21 protein-coding genes and 1 riboswitch are annotated in these 20,868 nt (G+C 69.7%); of the genes, 6 read left to right on the top strand and 15 right to left on the bottom strand.

Going from position 1 to position 20,868, the window contains the following annotated elements; translation table 11 throughout:
* The first annotated feature begins 4 nt into the window (after window positions 1–4).
* Window positions 5–982, top strand: a complete 978-nt coding sequence (locus tag RF646_RS08945; protein WP_368835761.1) for an LLM class flavin-dependent oxidoreductase — start codon at window positions 5–7, stop codon at window positions 980–982.
* 125 nt (window positions 983–1,107) lie between these two features.
* Here RF646_RS08945 and RF646_RS08940 read toward each other — a convergent pair whose 3' ends face one another.
* From RF646_RS08940 to RF646_RS08885, 12 genes are all read right to left on the bottom strand, one after another.
* The gene (locus RF646_RS08940) at window positions 1,108–1,923 is read right to left on the bottom strand and encodes an alpha/beta fold hydrolase (RefSeq protein ID WP_144998575.1); all 816 of its coding nucleotides are present in this window, start codon (window positions 1,921–1,923) and stop codon (window positions 1,108–1,110) included.
* A 140-nt stretch (window positions 1,924–2,063) separates the two neighbouring features.
* On the bottom strand, window positions 2,064–2,777 hold the full coding sequence (locus RF646_RS08935; protein ID WP_368835760.1) for a hypothetical protein: 714 nt from the start codon (window positions 2,775–2,777) through the stop codon (window positions 2,064–2,066).
* The gene (locus RF646_RS08930; RefSeq protein ID WP_368835759.1) at window positions 2,777–3,712 is read right to left on the bottom strand and encodes an ATP-binding cassette domain-containing protein; all 936 of its coding nucleotides are present in this window, start codon (window positions 3,710–3,712) and stop codon (window positions 2,777–2,779) included. The genes RF646_RS08935 and RF646_RS08930 overlap by 1 nt, the downstream gene beginning before the upstream one ends.
* Complete coding sequence (locus tag RF646_RS08925; protein ID WP_064845642.1) at window positions 3,709–4,071, bottom strand: GntR family transcriptional regulator; 363 nt, start codon at window positions 4,069–4,071, stop codon at window positions 3,709–3,711. The genes RF646_RS08930 and RF646_RS08925 overlap by 4 nt, the downstream gene beginning before the upstream one ends.
* Window positions 4,072–4,220: 149 nt before the next feature.
* A complete protein-coding gene (locus RF646_RS08920) occupies window positions 4,221–5,096 on the bottom strand; it encodes a prenyltransferase (protein ID WP_085106584.1) in 876 nt (291 codons plus the stop codon).
* Entirely contained in the window at window positions 5,086–5,505 is a 420-nt protein-coding gene (locus RF646_RS08915) for a lycopene cyclase domain-containing protein (protein ID WP_167318924.1), read from the bottom strand. Before RF646_RS08915 ends, RF646_RS08920 begins: the two co-directional genes overlap by 11 nt.
* A complete protein-coding gene (locus RF646_RS08910; RefSeq protein ID WP_085106586.1) occupies window positions 5,502–5,867 on the bottom strand; it encodes a lycopene cyclase domain-containing protein in 366 nt (121 codons plus the stop codon). Before RF646_RS08910 ends, RF646_RS08915 begins: the two co-directional genes overlap by 4 nt.
* Complete coding sequence (crtI, locus tag RF646_RS08905) at window positions 5,867–7,495, bottom strand: phytoene desaturase family protein (protein WP_035964988.1); 1,629 nt, start codon at window positions 7,493–7,495, stop codon at window positions 5,867–5,869. Before crtI ends, RF646_RS08910 begins: the two co-directional genes overlap by 1 nt.
* On the bottom strand, window positions 7,492–8,391 hold the full coding sequence (locus RF646_RS08900; protein WP_098053666.1) for a phytoene/squalene synthase family protein: 900 nt from the start codon (window positions 8,389–8,391) through the stop codon (window positions 7,492–7,494). The genes crtI and RF646_RS08900 overlap by 4 nt, the downstream gene beginning before the upstream one ends.
* An 11-nt stretch (window positions 8,392–8,402) precedes the next feature.
* Complete coding sequence (locus RF646_RS08895) at window positions 8,403–9,689, bottom strand: polyprenyl synthetase family protein (RefSeq protein WP_368835758.1); 1,287 nt, start codon at window positions 9,687–9,689, stop codon at window positions 8,403–8,405.
* Entirely contained in the window at window positions 9,686–10,192 is a 507-nt protein-coding gene (locus tag RF646_RS08890; protein WP_368835757.1) for a MarR family winged helix-turn-helix transcriptional regulator, read from the bottom strand. Before RF646_RS08890 ends, RF646_RS08895 begins: the two co-directional genes overlap by 4 nt.
* A gap of 172 nt (window positions 10,193–10,364) precedes the next feature.
* A complete protein-coding gene (locus RF646_RS08885) occupies window positions 10,365–11,234 on the bottom strand; it encodes a fructosamine kinase family protein (RefSeq protein WP_085106589.1) in 870 nt (289 codons plus the stop codon).
* Window positions 11,235–11,282: 48 nt separating this feature from the next.
* Here RF646_RS08885 and RF646_RS08880 point away from each other — a divergent pair, with 48 nt between their 5' ends.
* Window positions 11,283–12,071, top strand: coding sequence for a thermonuclease family protein (locus tag RF646_RS08880; protein ID WP_206479149.1), 789 nt, complete (start codon window positions 11,283–11,285; stop codon window positions 12,069–12,071).
* 123 nt (window positions 12,072–12,194) lie between these two features.
* Here RF646_RS08880 and RF646_RS08875 read toward each other — a convergent pair whose 3' ends face one another.
* On the bottom strand, window positions 12,195–12,464 hold the full coding sequence (locus RF646_RS08875) for a hypothetical protein (protein WP_121544252.1): 270 nt from the start codon (window positions 12,462–12,464) through the stop codon (window positions 12,195–12,197).
* 49 nt (window positions 12,465–12,513) lie between these two features.
* Window positions 12,514–12,630: riboswitch (SAM riboswitch) on the top strand.
* A gap of 44 nt (window positions 12,631–12,674) precedes the next feature.
* On the opposite strand from RF646_RS08875, the gene RF646_RS08870 reads away from it, so the two are divergent.
* From RF646_RS08870 to RF646_RS08855, 4 genes are all read left to right on the top strand, one after another.
* Window positions 12,675–13,664 (top strand): methylenetetrahydrofolate reductase, encoded by a 990-nt coding sequence (locus tag RF646_RS08870; protein ID WP_368835756.1) that lies wholly within the window; start codon window positions 12,675–12,677, stop codon window positions 13,662–13,664.
* Between the two features lie 197 nt (window positions 13,665–13,861).
* On the top strand, window positions 13,862–16,351 hold the full coding sequence (metE, locus tag RF646_RS08865; RefSeq protein WP_144998584.1) for a 5-methyltetrahydropteroyltriglutamate--homocysteine S-methyltransferase: 2,490 nt from the start codon (window positions 13,862–13,864) through the stop codon (window positions 16,349–16,351).
* Between the two features lie 74 nt (window positions 16,352–16,425).
* Window positions 16,426–17,733: an aminotransferase class I/II-fold pyridoxal phosphate-dependent enzyme gene (locus RF646_RS08860; protein ID WP_193519948.1), complete on the top strand. Its 1,308-nt coding sequence runs from the start codon at window positions 16,426–16,428 to the stop codon at window positions 17,731–17,733.
* 31 nt (window positions 17,734–17,764) lie between these two features.
* The gene (locus RF646_RS08855; protein ID WP_144931685.1) at window positions 17,765–18,955 is read left to right on the top strand and encodes a cystathionine gamma-synthase; all 1,191 of its coding nucleotides are present in this window, start codon (window positions 17,765–17,767) and stop codon (window positions 18,953–18,955) included.
* A gap of 263 nt (window positions 18,956–19,218) precedes the next feature.
* Here the strand turns inward: RF646_RS08855 and RF646_RS08850 are convergent, their stop codons facing one another.
* Together RF646_RS08850 and RF646_RS08845 are read right to left on the bottom strand one after the other, a co-directional pair.
* Window positions 19,219–19,458, bottom strand: coding sequence for a VOC family protein (locus tag RF646_RS08850; RefSeq protein ID WP_159450032.1), 240 nt, complete (start codon window positions 19,456–19,458; stop codon window positions 19,219–19,221).
* A gap of 52 nt (window positions 19,459–19,510) precedes the next feature.
* Entirely contained in the window at window positions 19,511–20,701 is a 1,191-nt protein-coding gene (locus tag RF646_RS08845) for an FAD/NAD(P)-binding oxidoreductase (protein ID WP_368835755.1), read from the bottom strand.
* Window positions 20,702–20,868: the final 167 nt, after the last annotated feature.

Raw genomic sequence — 20,868 nt, 5'->3', positions numbered from 1 at the left:
ATTCATGGCACTGCCCCTATCGGTCATCGACTTCGCCACCGTGCGCGAGAACCAATCGGTGGGTGAGAGTTTCGCGGATTCCGTGACCCTTGCCCGGCACGCGGAGCGGTTGGGATACACGCGGGTCTGGTACGCGGAGCACCACAACATGCCCACGATCGCGTCCTCCGCACCGGCAGTGTTGATCGCCCACGTGGCCGCGCACACGGAACGCATCAGGCTCGGTTCGGGCGGCGTCATGCTGCCCAATCACTCCCCGCTCACGATCGCGGAACAGTTCGGCACCCTCGCGGAGCTGCATCCCGGCCGGATCGACCTGGGGCTCGGCCGCGCCCCGGGGACGGATCCGCGCACGCTGCGCGCACTGCGTCGTTCCCCCGAATCCGCCGAGAGCTTCCCCCAGGACGTCAAGGAACTGCGGGGCTACCTGACCGGCAACTCACTCATCCCGGGCGTGCAGGCGATGCCGGGTGCGGGGACCGACGTGCCGCTGACCATCCTGGGCTCGTCCCTGTTCGGGGCCCAGTTGGCCGCGGCCTACGGGCTGCCCTATGCGTTCGCATCGCACTTCGCGCCGGACGCCCTCGTGGACGCCGTGGCCGCTTATCGGTCCCAGTTCCAGCCGTCCGAACAGCTCGCGGAGCCGTACGTGATCGCCGCGGTGAACGTGATCATTTCCGAGGACGCGCAGGACGCCGCCCGTCAGCGGGAAGCGACCCAGCGCTCCCGGGTCAAGGCCATGGTGGGCCGCGGCCGGGAGTTCACGGACGAGGAGATGGACATGGTCATGGCCTCCCCCGCTGCCGCCCAGATCCTGCACATGATCAGTTACACCGGCGCGGGCACCCCGGACACCGTGGTGGACTACCTGCACCGGTTCGCAGAACACGCTGATGCGGACGAGCTGATGATCTCCCCCACCGCCACGCGCCAACCGGACGTCCTCACAGCCATGGAGTTGCTCGCCGACAACTGGAACTGAGCGCCGGGCATCCCCGGGTACATCCATGCCCCGATAAAGCGCCCGGATCGCGATTCCGAGGCATTATCGGGACTCAGATGTTCGCCCGCCATTCCGCCCGTGAGCGGCACCCGCGAGCCGCCCGATCAGACGAGACGCGAGAGGAAGGCACCCAGAGCGGCGTCGTACTCCGAGGGGTTCTCCATGTTGGGCGTGTGCCCGCTCGCGGGGACCACCGCGAGCTCACCGTGGCGCAGCAGCTCGCTCATGGCCTGGCCCGCGCCGTTGTCGAACGCGTCCGAGTCCCCCACGATCACGAGCGCGGGCTTCTCCCACGCGCGCAGCGTCTCGGTGAAGTCGTTGCGTTCGGCGCGCCCGCGCATGGCCGCGGTGGAGCCCTCGAGCGGGGCGGCCCGGATCATCTCGCGCACGCGCTCGGCGACCTCCGGCAGCCGCTCCACGTTCTCCTCCGCGATCATCTTGGACAGCACGTTCTGCGCGTAGGTCTCCATGCCGTCCCGCACGATCCCGTCCGCCGCCACATGACGACGCCGCCGCCCCGCCGCGTCCTCGGACGTGGGCACCGTGTCGTTGATGATCAGCGCGCTCACCCGTTCGGGGCACGACGCGGCGATCTGCATGGCCACCTGCCCGGACATCGAGAAGCCCAACAGGATCACGGTCTCCAGGCCGAGCTCGTCCAGCAGCGCGACGATGTCCGCGGCGAACTCCTCGGTGTACACGATCCCCTCGGTGACCTGGGACTCGCCGAACCCGCGCAGGTCCGGGGCGATCACGCGCCAACCCTGCTCCGCGAGAGTCGTGACCTGCCCGTCCCACATGGAGCGGTCGTACGCGTGGCCGTGCAGCAGCACGACGGACTCGCCCCGGCCCTCGTCCGTGTAGGCCAGCTCGGTGTCGTTGACGTGGGCGGTGTGCGTGGTGAATGTCGATCGGCTCATGGGGCCATGATGTCAGGTGGGGTGGGCCCGGGAGCGGGTGATGTCAGGGATTCAGTCCACGCACCGCCCGCACGACACAGCCCGCACACGACGACGTCGCCCACCCCCGGAAAGGGAGCGAGCGGCGTCGTACCGGGAGCTCAGATCTCCGCGTACCGCACCACCGCGCGGCTCGCGATACCGGCGATCAGTGTGACGACCACGAGGCCGAGCGGGATGCCCCACCGTCCGAGCTCGTTCGCGAGGTTCAACCACAAGTCCGGCCAGGCCACGATCGCGGCGAGCAGACCCAGTGCCACGAGCACCACGGCCACGATCGAGATCACGGTCCAGATCACCCCGGCCGCGCGGTAGATCCCGCCGAAACTCATGCCCGCAAAGAGGCTCATGAGACTCAGCAGGAACAATGTCACGGCCACGATCAGGGGGTTGCCGTCACCCAGGGCGTGAATGGTGAGGAAACTGATCCCCAGCCCGAACCCGGTCGCGGCCTCCGCGGCCAGAATCACGAGACCCGCGGCCGCGACCACCAGGGACGTGATCACGAAACCCATGGCCGTGCCCGCCCAGAAGTTCCGGCGGGTGCTGCCGAACGCGAGCGCGCCGGCGAAACCCCGGTTGGCGGTCAGCGCGCCGTGGGAGATCAGGAAGCCCGGGAGGGCCCAGAACACGGCCAGGTTGGCTTGGAATCCGTCCTGGACCGGCTGCGGTAGGGGCAGACCGGTGCGGATGCCGATGATCAGCCCGATCACGACCGTGAGGATCGCGACCAGGACCAGGATGGCCGGGGCCACCACGAAGGAGTTGAGTCGGTTGGTCAGGTACAGCGCGAGGTTCCGGCGGGCGTACTGCATCACACACTCATTTCTGCGTCGTCGGTGCCGCGCATGCCCCGCGCGGCCACGAGTTCCTGCAAGGTGACGGGTTCCAACGAGACATTGGCGGCGTCCGCGCGGCGCCGGTCCTCAGCGGTCGCGGTGCCGTCCACGGTGACGGAGAGGATGTTGCCGAGTCGGTACTCGCGCAGGACCCTGCGAGCGCCCACGACGTCCCGGACCACGGGTTCGAGTCCGCGCAGCACGAACGCGCTGTCCCGGGCGTCGTCGATGTCCGCGTCCACCGTGACCCGGCCGTCCTCGATCATGACCACGTTCTCGAGCAGGTCGGACACCTCGTCGATCAGGTGCGTGGAGAGGATCACGGTGCGCGGGTGTTCGGCCATGGCGCGGGCGAACTCCTCGTAGAACAGGGCGCGGTGCCCGGGGTCGAGCCCCAGGTACGGCTCGTCCATGAAGGTGAACGGCGCCCGCGCGGCCAGCGAGATGACGATCGCCAGCGCGCTGCGCTGCCCGCGGGAGAGCTTGGTGGTGCGCGTGCTCATCGGCAGCTTGAACCGGGGCGCCAGGCGCTCGGCCAGGTCGGTGTCCCACGTGGGGTAGAACGTGGGCAGGATGCGCAGCAGGGAGGCCGGGGTGTCGTCGTCGTGGAACTTCTGGTCCTCGTGGACGAAGCACGTGCGTTCGAGCAACCGCGCGTTCTCCCGCGGATCCTCACCGTCGATCAGCACCTCACCGGAGCTGCGGAACGTGTGATTGAGGATCACGGACATCAGCGTGGTCTTACCCACGCCGTTGGCCCCGAGCAGCCCGTGCACCCGATCGGGCGCGAAATCCACGGTGATGTCCCGCAGCACGTGTTTCTTGCCGAAGGACTTGTTCAGGTTCCTGATCCGGATCCCCTGCCCCGGCGCGCTCTCACGGTGATCCGTGTGTCGTACGGGAGAACTCATGGCGAGACCTTTCTGATGAGTGCGACCATGTCGTCGAGTGTGAGTCCGAGCCTCCGGGCCTCGGCCACGGCGGGTTGGATGAAGTCTTCATGGAACGCCTCCCGGCGCTGCGCTCGCAGGATGTCCGGGCCATCCGCGGCCACGAACGTCCCGATCCCACGACGCCGCTCCACGACTCCCTGATCCACCAAGCGTCCCAGAGCTTTCCCCGCCGTCGCGGGGTTGATGCGGTAGAACGCGGCGAGTTCGTTGGTGGATGGCACCGCGGAATCCACCGGGTAGTTGCCCTGGAGGATGTCGTCCGCGATCTGGTCGGCCAGGACCATGAAGATCGGGCGACCGTCTTGTTTGGGTGTCATGGAGAACTTCCAGCTCCTTGGTTCATTACTCTACTAATGAACCACATAACCGGCGAGGCGGTCAAGGGTTCACGGATCGGATCAGGACGAGAACGACGACGCCGCCCGCCCCCGTGAGGGGACGAGCGGCGTCGAGCGACCGGCCGGGGTCAGACCGGGCGCACCGCGGCCCACCAGATGAGCAGCATGGTCACCAGGAAACCGGTGAGGTAGTTCAACCACAGGAAGGTCTTCCATCCCGCGTTGGCCCGCCCGGAATCGGTGTCCGTGACACCGCTGAAGCGCAGCACGTTGAGCAGGTACGGCACCGCGAGCAGTGCGGCGAGCTGGCCTGGCCACTCGGTGAACATCATGAGCCCACCCGCCAGGGCGTACAGCAGCGCGGCCACCCACACGGTGGGCCGGGCCCCGAGCACCGTGGCCACGGACGCGAGTCCGCCCTCCCGGTCCGGGACCACGTCCTGGACCGCGCCGAACATCTGGGAGGCCATGCCCCACAGGAAGAACCCGATGAGCAGCGCCCACAGTCCCGGTGTGAACGTGGCGCCCGCCAGCGTCAGGCCGTAGACCGCGGGCGAGACGAAGTGGGTGGCACTCGTCATCGCGTCCACGAACGGGCGTTCCTTGAACCGCAGCCCGGCCCACGAGTACGCCACCACGGCGAACAGCGAGACCGCGAGTACCGCGATGGACACCCAGTTGCCCGTGGCCACCGCGTAGCCCAGGAGCACCAGGACGAAGGGCACCGGGACCAGGCACGAGGCCAGCAACACGGGGCGTTGCGCGGCACGGTCCACCACGGCACCCTCCACGCCGCCCTTGCGGGGATTGCGCAGATCGGACTCGTAGTCGAAGACGTCGTTGATGCCGTACATGGCCAGGTTGTAGGGCACCAGGAAGAACACCGTGCCGAGCACCACGAGCCACCACGGGATGCCCCTGGTCAGCAGCACCGCCGCGGTGAACGGGTACGCGGTGTTCACCCAGCTCAGGGGGCGCGAGGCCCAGAAGAGCTTACTCAGCACGGACTCCCCTTTCCTCAGCCTCCGGCGTTCGGGCACCGCGAGCGCCGCGTCCGTCGTGCGACCCGCGTCCGTCGCCGGCACGACGTTCTTCACGGGCACCGCGTTCTTGGCGGACACCACCGAGCAACAACCACAGCGCCGGCAGCAGGAGCACCCCCGCGAACGGGTACGCGAAGTCCTCGAGCGGGGCCAGTCCGATCTGCACGCCGGAGATGTTGTGCTCCGTGTAGGTCATGATCCCGGCGGCGATCATGAGGTTGTCGAAGATCGCGGTGAGCACCCCGAGCAGCACGAAGGACGCCACCAGGGATCCCCAGAACAGCCCCCGCGGCCGCCGCACGAGCACGGCCACGAGCAGCACCACCGCCGAGATGCCCAAGAAGATGAAGTTCACGCTCCAGTACGTCACGCTCCGTGACCTCCTCGCAGTTCGGACGACGCCGCCGCGGTGCCCCGCCGGTCGCGCAGCCACCGCCACAGCACGGGTGCCCCGAGCACGTAGATCATGGTCTGGTAGCACAGGAATGCCAGGAAGAAGACCTCTTCGAGGGGCAGTTCGGGGGCCACCAAGATCCCCAGGGTCAGCGAGTTCTCGCCGTGCCAGAACAGCCCGTTGACGATCCCCACAACGTCCCACGCGAGGAAGAACAGGACCCCCACGACGAGCACGAGCCACGCCCGCAGTTTGTGCCCCGACCAGAAGTAGAGGTTCCACCGCCGGTCGATCAGCGCGTAGCACCCCAGGAACACGAGCAGCATGAGCAAATACATCAGGACACCCCGCTGTCCTCGCGGATGGCGTCCCACACCACCTGGGATGAGATCAAGCACATGGGCACGCCGATCCCCGGGCGCACCGAGGACCCCGCGTAGAACAGGCCCCGGATCCCGGGATCGGTCACACCGGGGCGCAGCATCGCTGACTGACCGAGCGTGTGACCGGGGCCCAGGAGGGAACCGCGCCACGCGTTGAACTGGGCGACGAAGTCCCCCGGCCCGTACGTGCGCCGCACCACGACCCGGGACTCGAGATCCGGGATCTTCGCCCAGCGGGCCAGTTGCGCCACGGCCGCGTCCGCGACCCGCTCGACCTGTTCCGAACCCGGTTCGTGGCGTTCCGGCGTGCTGATCCCGCCGCGACCCCACTCGGGGACGGCCGGTGCGGGCACCAGGATGAAGAGGTTCTCGTCCCCCTCGGGCGCAGTGGCGGGGTCCGTGGCCGACGTCATGGACACGTAGATCGAGGTCTCCTCCGCGAGCTCCCGCCCGGTACCGATGCGCGCGAAGTTGTCGTCCCAGTCCGCCGTGAACAGCAGGTTGTGGTGGGCCAATTGCGGCAATTTCCCCCGCACGCCCAGGCACACGAGCACCCCGGACGGCCCCGGGTCCCGGCGCTTCCACCGCGATTCCGGGGCCCGGTACCGCTCGGGCAGCAACCTGGTCTGGATGTGGTGCAGGTCCGTGGCACCCACCACGAGATCGGCGGGCACGGTGGTCTCCGCACCGTCGGCCGCCGTCCGCGGCGCATTCGAGGCCGATGACGTCGCACGGTAACGTACGCCGCGCACGGAGCCGGCCGAGCGACGTCGTGAACGGGCGGCAGCCACCTGGGAACGCACGGAGCGCGGTGCCCGCTCGACGTCGATCCCCGTGACGGTCGCCCCGGTCACGATCTCGACCCCGGCCGCGCGCACCAGCTCGGCCATCGCGTCCACGAGCGCGCTGAACCCACCCACGGGGTACTGCACTCCGTCCGTGAGATCGAGGTGACTCATGAGGTGGTACATGGCCGGAGCACTCGAGGGCGAGGCGCCCAGGAACACCGCGGGGTACCCCAGGATCTGGCGTTCCCGCGGATCGGTGAACCGCTGGTCGATGTAGCCCTTCATGGACCGGGTCAGCAGTGTGCCGAGCCGCGGGAGGTTCTTGAGCACCTGCGGGGTCATGAGCTCACGGGGGTGCGCGAAATCCGTGTAGAGAAAGTACTTCTTGGCGAGCTCGTAGACCTCCGCGCCGGAGTCCAGGTACATGCGCAGCGCACGGGAGGATCCCGGGTCCAGTTGCTCGAACAGTTCCTCCGCGTGCCCGCTGACCACGTCCGTCGGTGGCTCGTCCAGGTGCTCCTCGAAGAACGTGCGGTAGCCCGGGCTCAGGGTGCGCAGGTCCAGTTCTGCTGCGGCGCTGGAGCCCATGAGCCGGAACCACCGGTCGATGACCTCCGGCATGAGGTACCAGCTGGGGCCGGTGTCGAACGAGAAGCCCTCCGCGGACCACCGCCCGGAGCGCCCACCCAGGATGTCCTGTTGTTCCAGAAGGGTCACGCGGTGCCCGTCCTGGGCGAGCAGCCCCGCCGTGGCCAGGCCCGCGAAACCGCCGCCGATCACCACCGTCCGTGTCATCGTGTCACCACCGAATCCGAGAGGGAGCGCGCCGCGATCCGCAGTTTCACCGCGGTGGGCACGCTGATGCGTTGTCTGGTCAGTTCCCGCGCGGGGACGCGTTCGATCCGCCGGGACAGTTCCGCGAACAGTCCGTGCGCAATCAGGACTGCCCGGCGAGCGCGCCGGTCCAGGGCCAGGATCCCGGGCATCGCGGCGTCGAGATCCGCATTGAGGTCCGCGAGCAGCTGCGCCTTCTGGGTCTCGTCCAAGTGGGCGGGGTCCGCGCCCGGGAAATACGTGCGACCGAGCTGGTCGTGGTCCGCCCCGAGGTCACGCAGGAAATTCACCTTCTGGAAGGCCGCTCCCAGCCGACGGGCCGTGGCCCGCAGCATGTCCCGCTGCTCAGGGGTGTCCGCCCGTGTGCCGGGCATGTCCATGAACACCTCGAGGCACATGAGTCCCACGACCTCCGCGGAACCGTAGATGTACGACTCGAGCGACGCGCCGTCGTGCTCGGCCACGTCCAGGTCGGCGCGCATGGACGCGAAGAACGGTTCGGTCAGCTCCCGCCCGAAACCGTGACGGCGGGCGACGTCCGCGAAGCCGTGGATCACCAGGTCCGTGGCGAATCCCGTGGCCAGGGCCGAGTTCACAGCCGCTTCGTACCCGTCCAGGGCGGTGCGCACGCGGGCGGCTTCGAGGCCCGCGGCGCCCGCGGTGCCGTCCACGACCTCATCCGCGACGCGTACAAGCGCGTAGATCCCCGCAATGTCCCGGCGCACGGCGGGCGGCAGAGTGCGGCACGCCAGCGAGAAGGAGGTGGAGTACCGGCCGATGACCGACCCGGAGGCCGCGAGGGCCGTGGCGGTATACAGGCGAAGCGACGAGAGGGGCGGCGCGTCCGAATCCGGCATGGGGGTCCTCACTACGAGTGTCTGTTCAGGACGTGGTGGCACAGCGCGACGAGCTGATCGCGCTGCGCCGCGGGCAGGGGCAGTTCGTCCAGGGTGGTCCGGGCGCGGTCCACGAGATCCGTGGCCAGTTCCACGGCCACGTCCTTGGCGCCGGAGGCCGTGAGCGCTTCCCGCGCGTGATGCACCGTGGTGCGTTCCGCCGCGAGGTCCCTGAGGACCCGGCGGACCGTGGGTACCCCCATCCCGTGGGCGGTGAGCACGGTGGCCTTGCCCGAACGTAGATCCGCGTCCACCGATTTGCCGGTCAGTCCCGGGTCACCGAACGTCCCCAGGACGTCGTCCACCACCTGGTACCCCACGCCCAGCATGGCGCCGGCCTGGGCCAGCCGCTCCGCGACGTCCGCGGGAGCACCCGCGAGCAGTGCGCCGGCCCGCAGCGGGGCCTCGAACGAATACGTGGCGGTCTTGAGCCGCTCCATGTCCAGGATGTCCTGCACCCCGGGGTGCTCGGCGCCGAAGCGATGCAGGGACAACAGCACGTCATCCAGCTCCCCGGCCGCGGAGGCGGTCACGGCGTCGAACACCACGTCCGCCACGGCGCGACACCGCGCGAGGTCCGATGCGCACGTGGTCGCGAGCCGCAGTGCCCCCGCCAACAACAGGTCCCCCGCGAGGATCGCCGCCGAGGCCCCCGCGTGTTCCGCTTCGTGCTCGGGTGCGCCGGCGCGGGCCGCGTCACGGCGGAACAGCTCTCCCACCGTGGGCATGCCCCGGCGCAGCCAGTCGCGGTCCACCACGTCGTCGTGGACCAGCAGGGCCGCGTGCAGCATCTCGAACGACGCCGCCAGGCGCACGCACTCGGGGTCCGGCACCTCTGTCTCCCGGTCGCCCGCCGTGTGGTTCCCGTCTCCGGCCGCATCGCGCACACCCGGCGTCTCCTCGGCATCCCCGGCGTCCGGCGCGACGAGCGGGTCAGGCGCGCTCGATCCATCCCCCGCGCCCCCGGCGAAGGAGGACCACGCGATCCACGTCAGTCGCGGCCGGATGAGCTTGCCGCCCACCATATGCTCGCGCACCCGCTCCCACAGCACCCCGAAACCCGGGCTCGTGGGAACTCGATTCGCGGGGGCCGCGAAGAACGCGTCCAGCTCTTCCCCCACGGCGGTGCGGAAACGGCACCAGGCGGCGTCGTCGACGGGGGCGACACTCGGGGAGGCCCCAGGATCGGCAACGGACGGGATCCCGGGAGCCGCTCGGTGGGATTCACGGGACCGGGCGGTGCGTACGCGTTCGGTCATGACCCACCCGCCCCGGGATCGTCCTGGGACGCCTGGTCCGCGCGCCCGCGCAAGTCTTCCAAGTACTCCTCCAGACGGGACTCGGTACCTCTCAGAAACCGGAGGACGGCCTCACGCCCGGGCTCATCCAGGGCGTCGAGCTCGTCCTCGACCATCCCGATTACCGGCACGACGTGCTCCCGGGTCCGCTCCCTGGACGAGGTCACCGCGCGCACAGTCATCCGGCGTCGATCCCCCTCCACGGGCTCCCGGACCACGTGACCCGCGCGCACCAGTCGGTCCACCACCGCGGTCGCGGAGGCCGTCGTGAGGTGCAGCGCGTGAGCCAGTTCCGTGGGCCCCATGGAATGGACTATGAGCATGGCCATGGCCGCGTAATCGGTTCCCTTGAGCCCCAAGATGCGGCGGATCTCGTACGCGATCTCCGCGTTGAGCACGACCACCCGGCGCAGCGCACGCGACTGCGGGCTCACCGGCCCGTACCACGTTGCACTGCTCTCCATCGCGTCCCTCGCGTTGTGGATAACTAGACAATCTAGTAAACATCATGCTGCACGTGCGGGGGACGTGTCCAACCATGTCACGCGGGTGGAAAACGTTGTCCGCACCTGCCTTGTAGCAGTCATCGGCCGAGAACGCCCTGTCCTCAGCGGGTGATGGACGCGCCCCGTAGTGTCACATCAGACTGCGCAGGGCCCGTAGGACCGCCCCGCCGTAACCACCGTCGAACCTGATCGCATGCACCAGCAGCGGCGGCAACTGGTACCACGGCACCCGGTCGTGCCAGCCGTCCGCGAGGGGGTAGGCGTCGTCGTACGCCGCGAAGCATTCCCGCCCGAAACCGCCGAAGAGCTGCATCATGGCCAGGTCGTACTCGCGGTGTCCGTAGAACGAGGACGGATCGATGAGCCAGTTCGTCCCGTTGCGATCCACCACGCGGTTGCCTGCCCACAGGTCACCGTGCAGCAGGCTCGGGGGTTCGGGAGGGCCCGCGAGTTCGTCCGCTCGCGGCGCCAAGCGCGCCAGCAGGTCCGACGCCGCGGGGTCCAGGTGTCCCGCGTCGATCGCCGCGCGCAGCAACGGCTCGATGCGGCGGTGTAACAGGAAGTCGGCCCAGTCGTCCGTGGGCGTGAGATCCACCGGGAACGAGCCGATGCGTTCCGGCAGCTCCGCCGAGAGCCACCCGACGTGCGGGGCTCGCGCGCGGTGGATGGCCGCGAGACCAGCACCCATGCTGCGTTCCGTGGCACGGTCCTGCCGTCCGGGACCCTCGTCGATCCACTCGAGCACCAGGGCCTCATCGCCCACGTGATGCACCCTGGGCACCCGCACCTCGGCGGGGGCGACGGCGCGCAGCGCCTCGAGTCCCGCCGCCTCCAACGCCAACACACCCGCCGGGGCACCCGGCATGGTCTTGGCGAACAGGGGCCCGTCCGGGGTCTCGAGCCAGTAGGCGCGGGCGGTGTCCCCGCCGCTCAGGGGACGGGCATCGCTCACGCGCAGGTCCGCGACAATCTCACCGGGAAGCTCATCGATGGTGGCCATGCGTCTTGTCTACACCATGCCGCACTGCGCACCACCCCGGACGACTCGGTGGCCACAGTGGAACGCGTGGTGGACGGGGACACCCTGGACGCCACGATCGCGGGGAAGTCCACGCGGGTGCGGCTGCTGAACATCAATACCCCGGAGGTCGCGCGGGACGGTCAGCCCGGCGAGTGCCTCGCGGACGAGGCCACGGCCAAGCTTGAGGACCTACTGCCCAAGGGATCCACGATCCACCTGGACTACGACGTGGAACGCACGGACCGCTACGGCCGCACCCTCGCCCGAGTGACCCGCGACGACGACGGGTTGAACGTCAACCAGGCACTCGTCAAGGCGGGCCTGGCAACGCCCATGACCGTGGGCGCCAACAGCACGTACCGGCGAGAGATGGACAGCGCGTACAACGTCGCCCAGGCCATGCAGGTCGGTTTCTTCGACCCGAAGCAGGACTGCGCGCCGCCGGGGGAATCCGCATCCCCCGGCACCACAACTCCGAGCACCGCGAGCCCGAGCGCGACGCCGAGTCCCACCTCGTCCTCCACGCCCACTCCCACGCCGACGCTCGAGGCGCCTCCCGCGGTCGTGGAGGACGAGGTCGCCGTGGGCGATCCGGCACCCCAACCCAATCCCGCTCCGCAACCGAACTACAACTACAACCCCGCCCCCGCGCAGCCCGCGGCACCTCAGCTACCGGCCGCGCCCCGGGTACCTGCTGCCCCGCAGCTGCCGGCGGCACCCCACGTGCCCCCGGCTCCCGAGAGTGATGGCGGTTATCCCGGTTACACCGGCCCCCGGTGCTACGAACCGGGAGGAAAGGTCTGGCACCCATGCTGAGTTGCTGATGACACGCCAAGGCGCGCCCACCCGGTCGGTTGACCGGGTGGGCGTCCCTGTTTTTCGCCGCGCTTTGGTCACGCGGGTGCACCGGCGAGCCGCCGGATGCACGGCGGCCCGAACTCAGGGTTCGTGACGACCGGGGTTGGCGGTCGCGCTGCGCAAGGGGGACGGCGTCGTCGTCGGAGCGGGTGCCTGCGAGGACGCGGACCCGCCCGCGGCCGGCGCCGCGGCTATCGAGCGCGAGACCCAGTTCTCGGGTCCCAACTCGGGCATCTTCATGTCCTGCACGTCGTGGGGCAGGATGACCACGGCAGGGCCCAGGTGCCCCCGTGCGGTCCATTCAGCCCGCTTGGGAAGACGAGCGCGGCGGGAGGCCGGCGGTTCCGTCATCGTTCGTGGGCCTCGTCACGAGGCTGTGCTACGCTCGCTCGTAACAAAGGATCATGAGTCCCGGTGCGAAGCTCTGGCTAACCGGGCGGCAACCCTCCAGCTGTAGTGGGGTGCCCCAGATGAGGATCCGGCCGCCGCGCAACCGCGTGGTCGGCAAGTACGGCGCTCGGAGCTCATCCTCCGGCGTCCTAACGCCGGAGGATTTTTTATATGCCCGCACCCCTCGCAGCGTCAGAACCCGCGCCCGTGACTGGCCCGCCCACGAGGACGTCCTGGCTGGTCCGGCGCCCGCGCCGCTCCACGCTTGTCTCGTTCGAAGTGTTCCCGCCGCGGCCCACCGCGGACCCGGACACTGTGTGGCGCAACATCGACGCCATGGCCCAGGCCGGGCCGGATTTCTTCTCGGTCACCCACGGTCACGCCGGCCATCACGGCGTCTCCCGCGAGGCGCTGCGCCACCTGCGCCGCACGACCAAGACCCCGGTCATGGCGCACTTCACGTGCGGTGGCACGGACCGCGCGGGTCTTGAGCGCGCCGTGGACCAGTTGCTGGACGACGGCGTTCGCGACCTCCTCGCGCTGCGCGGCGACCCGCCCCTGGGTACCGGGGAATGGCGGACCCCAGCGGGTGGCCTGGGCCGGGCCTCCCAACTGGTGGAGCTGATCCGGGACGTCGAACGACGTCGCTTCGGCACCGGGTTCCGCCCGGGTCAGCGACCGCTGTCCGTGTCGGTGGCGTGCTACCCGTCCCCCGCACGAGGCCGCGACTTCGAGGCGGATCTCGCGTCCCTGTGGGACAAGCAGGAGGCCGGCGCGGACTACGCGATCACGCAGGTGCTCTACGAACCCGAGGACTACGCCACGTTCCTGGAACGCGCGCGCTCGGAGGGCATCCACATCCCCGTGGTCGCCGGGCTCATGCCGCTGAGCAACCCTCAAAGGTTGCAGCGCATGACCGAGATCACCGGGGTCCGGGTCCCGGAACGCCTCACCCGGTTCCTGCGCGCCGACACTCCCGAGGAACTGCGCCACCGAGGGGTCGCGGCCACCCTGTCCCTGATCGACGACCTCATGGATCTGGGCTGCGCCGGTTTCCACCTGTACACGTTCAACCGCCCCGAGGCGGCGCTGACCATCCTGGAGCACCTGCGGGTCCGGGATGCCGCACGCGAATACCGAGGCCGCAGCCCCGCGGCCTGACCTCCGCACCAGCCCCGACCGACCCGTGAACCGATCGTGTTGGCTTCGACCGCCACATCCGGGCAGGCCGAAAACCGTTCGTAGCGGCACCACCCACGCTGACGTTCCCCTTACCCCGCCGCGCCGGAGCACACCCGTTGCCGCGGCTCATCACACCCCCTAACCGCCATACCCCACACCAGCTCCGAGGAGTTCCCATGAGCACCCAGCCCGTCCCGTTCCCCGCCGCCACGATCCTGGGCTACCCCCGCATCGGCCCCGACCGCGAGCTCAAGCGCGCACTCGAGTCCTATTGGAAGGACCCGCAACAGCACCCCGCCACCACCGTGCTGGACACCCTCGCCCGGTTGCGTGAGCGCACCGCCACGCGATTGTCCGAACTCGGCCTCACCACGGATCACGCGGTGCCGTCCGAGGGGTTCGCGGTGGACCACGTCCTGGACACGTCCCTGGCGCTAGGCGCGGTTCCCGCGCGGTTCATCGCGGACGGCTACGAGCCCGCCGCCCCGGACACGCCCCGCGGGATCGAGCTGATCACGGCGTTGTCCCGCGGCACCGATCGGTTGGAGCCGCTCGAGATGACCAAGTGGTTCGACACCAACTACCACTACTACGTACCCGAGATCGGCCCGGACACCCCGTTGCGTGCGAACCCCGAGAGCCTCGTGTCCCGCTACCGGACCACCCTCGGGACCACCGGGATCACCACCCGCCCGGTCCTCGTGGGCCCCGTGAGCCTGCTCTTGCTCTCACGCCCCGAGACCACCGATGCCGTCGCAAGTCACCCCCTGCAGCGCCTCGACGACGTCGTGGCCGAATACGCCGCGATCCTGCGAGCCCTGGCTGAGGCCGGCGTCGAATGGGTGCAACTCGACGAGCCGGCCCTCGCCGCGGACGGGTGGAGCGTGGAACGCACCGAACTCGTGGCCGCCCTCGAGAGCGCCTACACCCAACTTTCGAACGAGCAACAGCGCCCCGCGATCCTCGTGACCGTGGGCTACGGCGATGCCGGCGAGGACGCCCAGCTCGCCCTGGCCCACACGAACGTCGACGCCCTGGCCATCGACCTCGACCGCGGGGACGTCCCCGGCAAGAAGGCACTCGAGGCATGGGGCGAACGCCCCGTCGTGGGCGGCGTCGTGGGCGGACGCACCGTGTGGCGCACCGACCTCGCGCGCGCCGTCGAGACCCTGGACCGGCTGCGCGCCGCGGCCCGCGGGCCGGTGGCCGTGGGCACCGCGACGCCGCTGCTGCACGTCCCGCACGACGTCGCCCGCGAGACCGCACTGGATCCGGACGTCACCAGCTGGGTCGCGTTCGCGGACCAGAAGGTGACCGAGGTGGTCGGGCTCGCGCGCGGCGTCGAGCACGGCTGGGATGCCATCCGGGACACCCTGGACGAGGACGCCACGATCCGCGCGGCCCGCGCCGAGCACCCGGCAACTCACAAGGCCGAGATCCGCGAGCGCACCGCCGCGGTGCAGGACGCGGACCGCCAGCGCGCGGACGCCGAACAGCGCCGCGCTGCCCAGCGCGAACGTCTGCGCTTGCCCGTGCTGCCCACCACGACCATCGGATCCTTCCCGCAGACGCCGCAGATCCGCAAGACCCGGGCGGACCACCGCGCGGGGCGGATCACGGAGGCCGAGTACACGGACGCGATCCGCGCGGAGATCGCCCACACGGTGCGCGTCCAGGAGGAACTGGGGCTCGACGTCCTAGTGCACGGCGAACCCGAGCGCAACGACATGGTGCAGTACTTCGCGGAGGGCCTGGACGGTTTCGTGACCACGCAGCACGGCTGGGTGCAGTCCTATGGATCGCGCTGCACGCGCCCGTCGATCCTGTTCGGGGACGTCTCGCGCCCCGCGCCGATCACGGTGGACTGGACCTCGTACGCGGCGTCCCTGACCGAGCGCCCCGTCAAGGGCATGTTGACCGGGCCGGTCACGATCCTCGCGTGGTCCTTCGTGCGCGACGACGCTCCGGCCGCCGAGGTCGCCGACCAGGTCGCACTCGCCCTGCGGGACGAGATCGCGGATCTCGAGCGCGCGGGAACGCCCGTGATCCAGGTGGACGAGCCCGCGCTGCGCGAGCTGCTGCCGCTGCGGGCGGCCGAGCGCCCGGCGTACCTCGAGTGGTCCGTGGGGGCGTTCCGCCTGGCCACGGGCGGGGCGGCCACGGACACCCAGATCCACACCCACCTGTGCTATTCGGAGTTCGAGACCGTCCTGGACGCGATCGACGCCCTGGACGCGGACGTCACCACGCTCGAGGCGTCCCGCTCCGGTTCGGGCATCGTGACCGGGCTCGCGGCATCCGACTTCCCTCGGGACGTGGGTCCCGGCGTGTGGGACATCCACTCGCCCCGGGTCCCCACGTTCGAGGAGCTCGCGGGGCGCATCCGCCACGCGGCGCACGAGATCGGCGCCGAGCGCGTGTGGGTTAACCCCGACTGCGGGTTGAAGACCCGCGGCTGGCCCGAGACCGAGGCCGCACTGGACCGGCTGGTCGCCGCGACGGTCACCGTGCGCGCGGAACTCTCCGCCGACGACGCCGCTCGGACGGCCGGCGCGCCCGCAGGTGCACCGGCGAACGTGGACCCGAACGACGCGACGACCGTGTCCGGGAGCGTCACTGTCGCCGCGTCGTCGACCCCTGCCGCGGATACTCCGGCGCAGCGCTGATTCACCCGTAGGAAACGTCCACCCGGTGGCCGCCGCCGCGCGGCCACCGGGTGGACCGAGGAAGGAAGAAGACCATGACCGCAGCCACCCCCGCTCCGCTGGGCACGCCCATCGTCCGGCCCATCCACCACAGTGCCGCGTACGCGTTCGAGACCCTGGCCGACGCCCGCGAGGTCTTCGCCCAGCGCGCGAGCGGTTTCACCTACGCCCGCACGGGTAATCCGAACGTCGCGGCGCTCGAGGCCGAGGTCGCGCGGCTGGAGGGAGGGGAATGCGCGGTCGCGACGTCGTCGGGACAAGCCGCGGTGAGCCTCGCTTTGCTCACGCTGACCGGGCCCGCGAAGGACGCGCACGTCGTCGTCTCCTCGCGGATCTACGGCGGGACGGTGGACCTGCTCACGGACACCCTCGCGGACACGGGCCTGGAGGTCACGTTCGCGGATCCCCGCGAACCGCAGCAGTGGGAGGATGCCCTGCGCCCCGGCACGCGCGTGTTCTTCCTCGAATCCGTGGCCAATCCGCTCACGGAACTGCCTGAACTCGAGGCGATCGCGGAGATCGCGCACCGCAACGGTGTGGTCGTGATCGTGGACAACACCGTGGCCACGCCGCACCTCTACACTCCCGGGCGCCACGGTGCGGACCTCGTGGTGCACTCGGCCACCAAGTACCTCTCGGGACACGGCGGGCCCCTGGGCGGTGTGCTCGTGGACACCGGGTCCTTCGACCCCACCGAGGACCCCGAACGGTGGCCGTGGCTGACCCGCAAGCACCACCGTTGGGGGGACCGTTCCCCCGTGGAGGTCTTCGGTGCCCGGCGTGCGCTGCTGGGTGTGGCCCGGTGCAAGTACCTCAACGACCTGGGCCCGTGCATGGGCGCGACCACGGCCCACGAGATCCTGCAGGGCATCACGACCCTGGGTGTGCGCGTGGAACGCCAGTCCGCCACGGCGGAGCGACTCGCCCTCACCCTGGCCGAGCATCCCGCGGTGGAGCGTGTCCACCACCCCCGCTTCGGGGATCCGCGACAGCAACAGCTGCGGGAGACCGGAGGCTACCGCGGGGTGGGCGGCGTGTTCTCGATCGACCTCAAGGGAACCCCGGAACAGGTCGAGCATGCCGTGAACTCGCTGCGTCTGATCAAACTCGCGGCCAACATCGGTGACGTCCGCACCCTCGTGGCGCACCCCGCGAGCATGACCCACTGCCGCCTCACGCCCGAGCAGTTCCGCGCGAGCGGGATCACCGAACGGACCCTGCGCGTGAGCGTGGGGCTCGAGGACGAAGCCGATCTCACGGCCGATCTCTTCCAAGCCCTGTCGGTCATCGCCCCCGCGCACGCACCGCAGCCCCGCTCGGCATCGACCACCGCGGCCCACTGAGCTGCCCGCACCCCCCGAAGGAGACCACCCCATGATCCGCACCGACACCCGCCTGCCTGGACTCGCCACGCGCGCCATCCACGACGGCCAACAGCCCGACCCGACCACCGGCGCCGTGGTCCCGCCCATTTACCAGACCTCCACGTTCGTCCAGGACGGCGTGAACCAGTTCCGCACCGGGGGCCACGAATACAGCCGCGGTTCCAATCCCACACGCAACGGTTTCGAGGAACAGCTCGCCTCCCTCGAGCAGGGCACCCGGGCCTTCGCGTTCGCCTCCGGGATGGCCGCGGAGGACGCCTTGTTGCGCGCGGTCCTTGCCCCGGGGGATCACATCGTGCTCGCCTCGGACGTCTACGGCGGCACGTTCCGCCTCGTGGACCAGGTGCTGTCCAAGTGGGGTATCGAGCACGGCTTCGTGCCGTCCGCCTCCGCGTCCGACGCCGCGGAGACCGTCCTCCCCGGACGCACCAAGGTCCTGTGGCTCGAGACGCCGTCCAACCCGTTGTTGCGCGTCGCGGACATCGCCGCGTGGGCGCAGGTCGCCGACGACGCCGACGCCCTCCTCGTCGTGGACAACACCTTCGCGTCCCCCGCCCTGCAGAACCCGCTCGTGCTCGGCGCCCACGTGGTCGTGCATTCCACGACCAAGTACATCGGCGGGCACTCGGACGTGCTCGGCGGTGCCGTGGTCGTGGGTGACACCGAGTGGCGGGGTCAGCCGCTGTCCGAGCTCATCGGGTTCCAGCAGTTCGCCGGGGGCGCGGTGGCCGGCCCGTTCGACTCGTTCCTCGCGGCCCGGGGGTTGAAGACCCTCCCGCTGCGCATGGAACGGCACTGCTCGAATGCGCTGGAGGTAGCCCGCTTCCTGCGCTCACGCTCCGACGTCCTGGAGGTCAACTACCCCGGTCTCGAGGAACACCCGCAGCACGAGCTGGCTGCACAAACCCTCACCGGCGGATTCGGCGGCATCATCTCGTTCCGGCCCGCCGGGGGCATCGAGGCCGCCCACGCGTTCGTGCGCGAAACCGAGATCTACAACCTCTCGGTGAGCCTGGGGGGTGTAGAGTCCCTCGCGTGCGTGCCCCATAGCATGACCCACGGTTCCCGGGTGGGCACCCCGTACGAGGTTCCCGAGGATCTGGTGCGCCTGTCCGTGGGGATCGAGGACATCGAGGATCACCTGGCGGACCTGGACCGGGCGCTCGGCGCAGCCAGGTGAACCGGTCCTGACCCGGAAGAGGGACGCGTCGACCCGGACCCGGGACAGGGGACCGTCGATCTTGGCCCGGGACAGGGGACCGTCGATCTTGGCCCGGGACAGGGGACCGTCGATCTTGGCCCGGGCAGGTGGCCCCCGAGAATGCAGCCGTCGGCCACCTGCCCGGTGCAACTGACCGAAACGACCTGCGCAGGCCGCCCCAGAGGCAGACGCGCGGGATCCTCGGAGTCAGTCCCCGCGCAGCCCCGCGATACTCAGCTTTTTCATCTCCAGCATGCGTTACCCGCGTTGATGAGGACCACGTGGTAGTCCCCGATCCGCAGATCCGCGGTGAGCAGTTCGCCGGCGAACGTCTGCTGGAAATCGGGCACCCCCTCCGACGGATACCGGGACGAACCGGCGAGCGTGCAGTCCGGCAGGGCGTTCCGGTAGAACGCGACTGCCTCCTCCGCGGCGCCCTGGCACCACACATGCGGGATGATCTTTTCTGCATGGGATCCCACCTCGGGGTCGGTGATCGGTGCGGGGTCGCTCCGGGCGGGGAAGCGCGAAGCGTCACTTACCCCGCAGGATGCGGTGCCAATAGATCCAAGGAAGGCCCCAGCGGTCGAGGAGGAACGTGGACCTGCGTTCCTTCCGCGGGTCGAACACCTTGCTGCTGGGCTTGGGGGTGCCGTCCGCGGTGAACTCCGCCAGCACCAGCGTGCGGCGGGAGACGGTGAACGGACTCACGGTGTACCCGGAGTACCGGGCAGTGGCGGGCTGCCCGCGCAGCGCGGACAGGACGTTCTGCGCGACGACCGGTGTCTGCTTCCGCAGCGCACCACCGGAACTGGAGCCCGGGGTGGCCGCGATGTCCCCGAGTGCCCAGACGTTCTCGTACTGACGATGACGCAGCGTCCCGGGATCCACGTCCACGAACCCGCGCGCTCCCTCGGTGGAAAGGCCGCAATCCACCAGCCAGTCCGGGGCGATGTGCGGGGGCGTGAGGTGCAGGAAGTCGTACGAGATGTCCTCCGTGACACCGTCGGATTCGATCGTGATCGCGCTCGTCCCCGAGTCCACCGACCGGACACGGGTGCGCGTGCGTAGCTCGATCCCGTAGTCGTCAATCGCCCGTTGTAGTTCATCGTCCACCACGGGGACGCCGAAGATCGTGTCTTCCGGGACGGTGAGGACCACCCGCATGTCGTCCAGTACACCGCGGCTGCGCCACAGATCGCACGCCATGTAAAGAATCTTCTGGGCAGCCCCCGCACACGGGCACGTGGTGTCGGGCATCGTGAACACAGCGGTCCCCGAGGTGGCGGCGTCCACGAGTCGCCACGTCTTCGGGGCGAGATCGAACAGATAGTTAGTGGACGCGTTCTCGGACAGGACGGCCTCAGCCGATCCCGGGATGAAGTCCCAGTCGGGACGCGAGCCGGCGGCGAGCACGAGCTGGTCGTAGCCGATCGTCGCGCCGCTGCCCAGGGTCACCGAGGAGAGTTCGGGATGGACCCGTGTCACGACGTCGCGCACCCAGGTGGATCCCTCCGGCATGACTTTGCTTTGCTCCCGCCGTGCATCGCCCAGGGTCGCCAGGCCGGCTCCCACGTAGGACAAGAGCGGGCGGTAGAAATGCTCCGAGCGGGGCTCAACGATCACGACGTCGCTCTCGCCCTTGCGATTCAGGCGCGAGGCCAGGGCGATCCCGCCATTGCCACCGCCCACCACGACGACGCGCGCTCGGTTCGGAGGCTTCACAGCTGCTTCAACGACCATAGCCCCAGACACTACAGCGTTCCGGCGTGTTAAATGGTGGGAGGCCGCGCCCCCTAAGGGGGTGCGGCCTCGACCACTTCTTTCTTTCATGTTAATCCCGGCGGTGTCTTACTCTCCCACACCCTTCCGAGTGCAGTACCATCAGCGCT

It is taken from the genome of Kocuria sp. CPCC 205261, from assembly GCF_040981025.1.
GTDB classification, from domain to species: domain Bacteria; phylum Actinomycetota; class Actinomycetes; order Actinomycetales; family Micrococcaceae; genus Kocuria; species Kocuria marina.
This window is presented reverse-complemented; position numbering and strand designations above follow the sequence as displayed.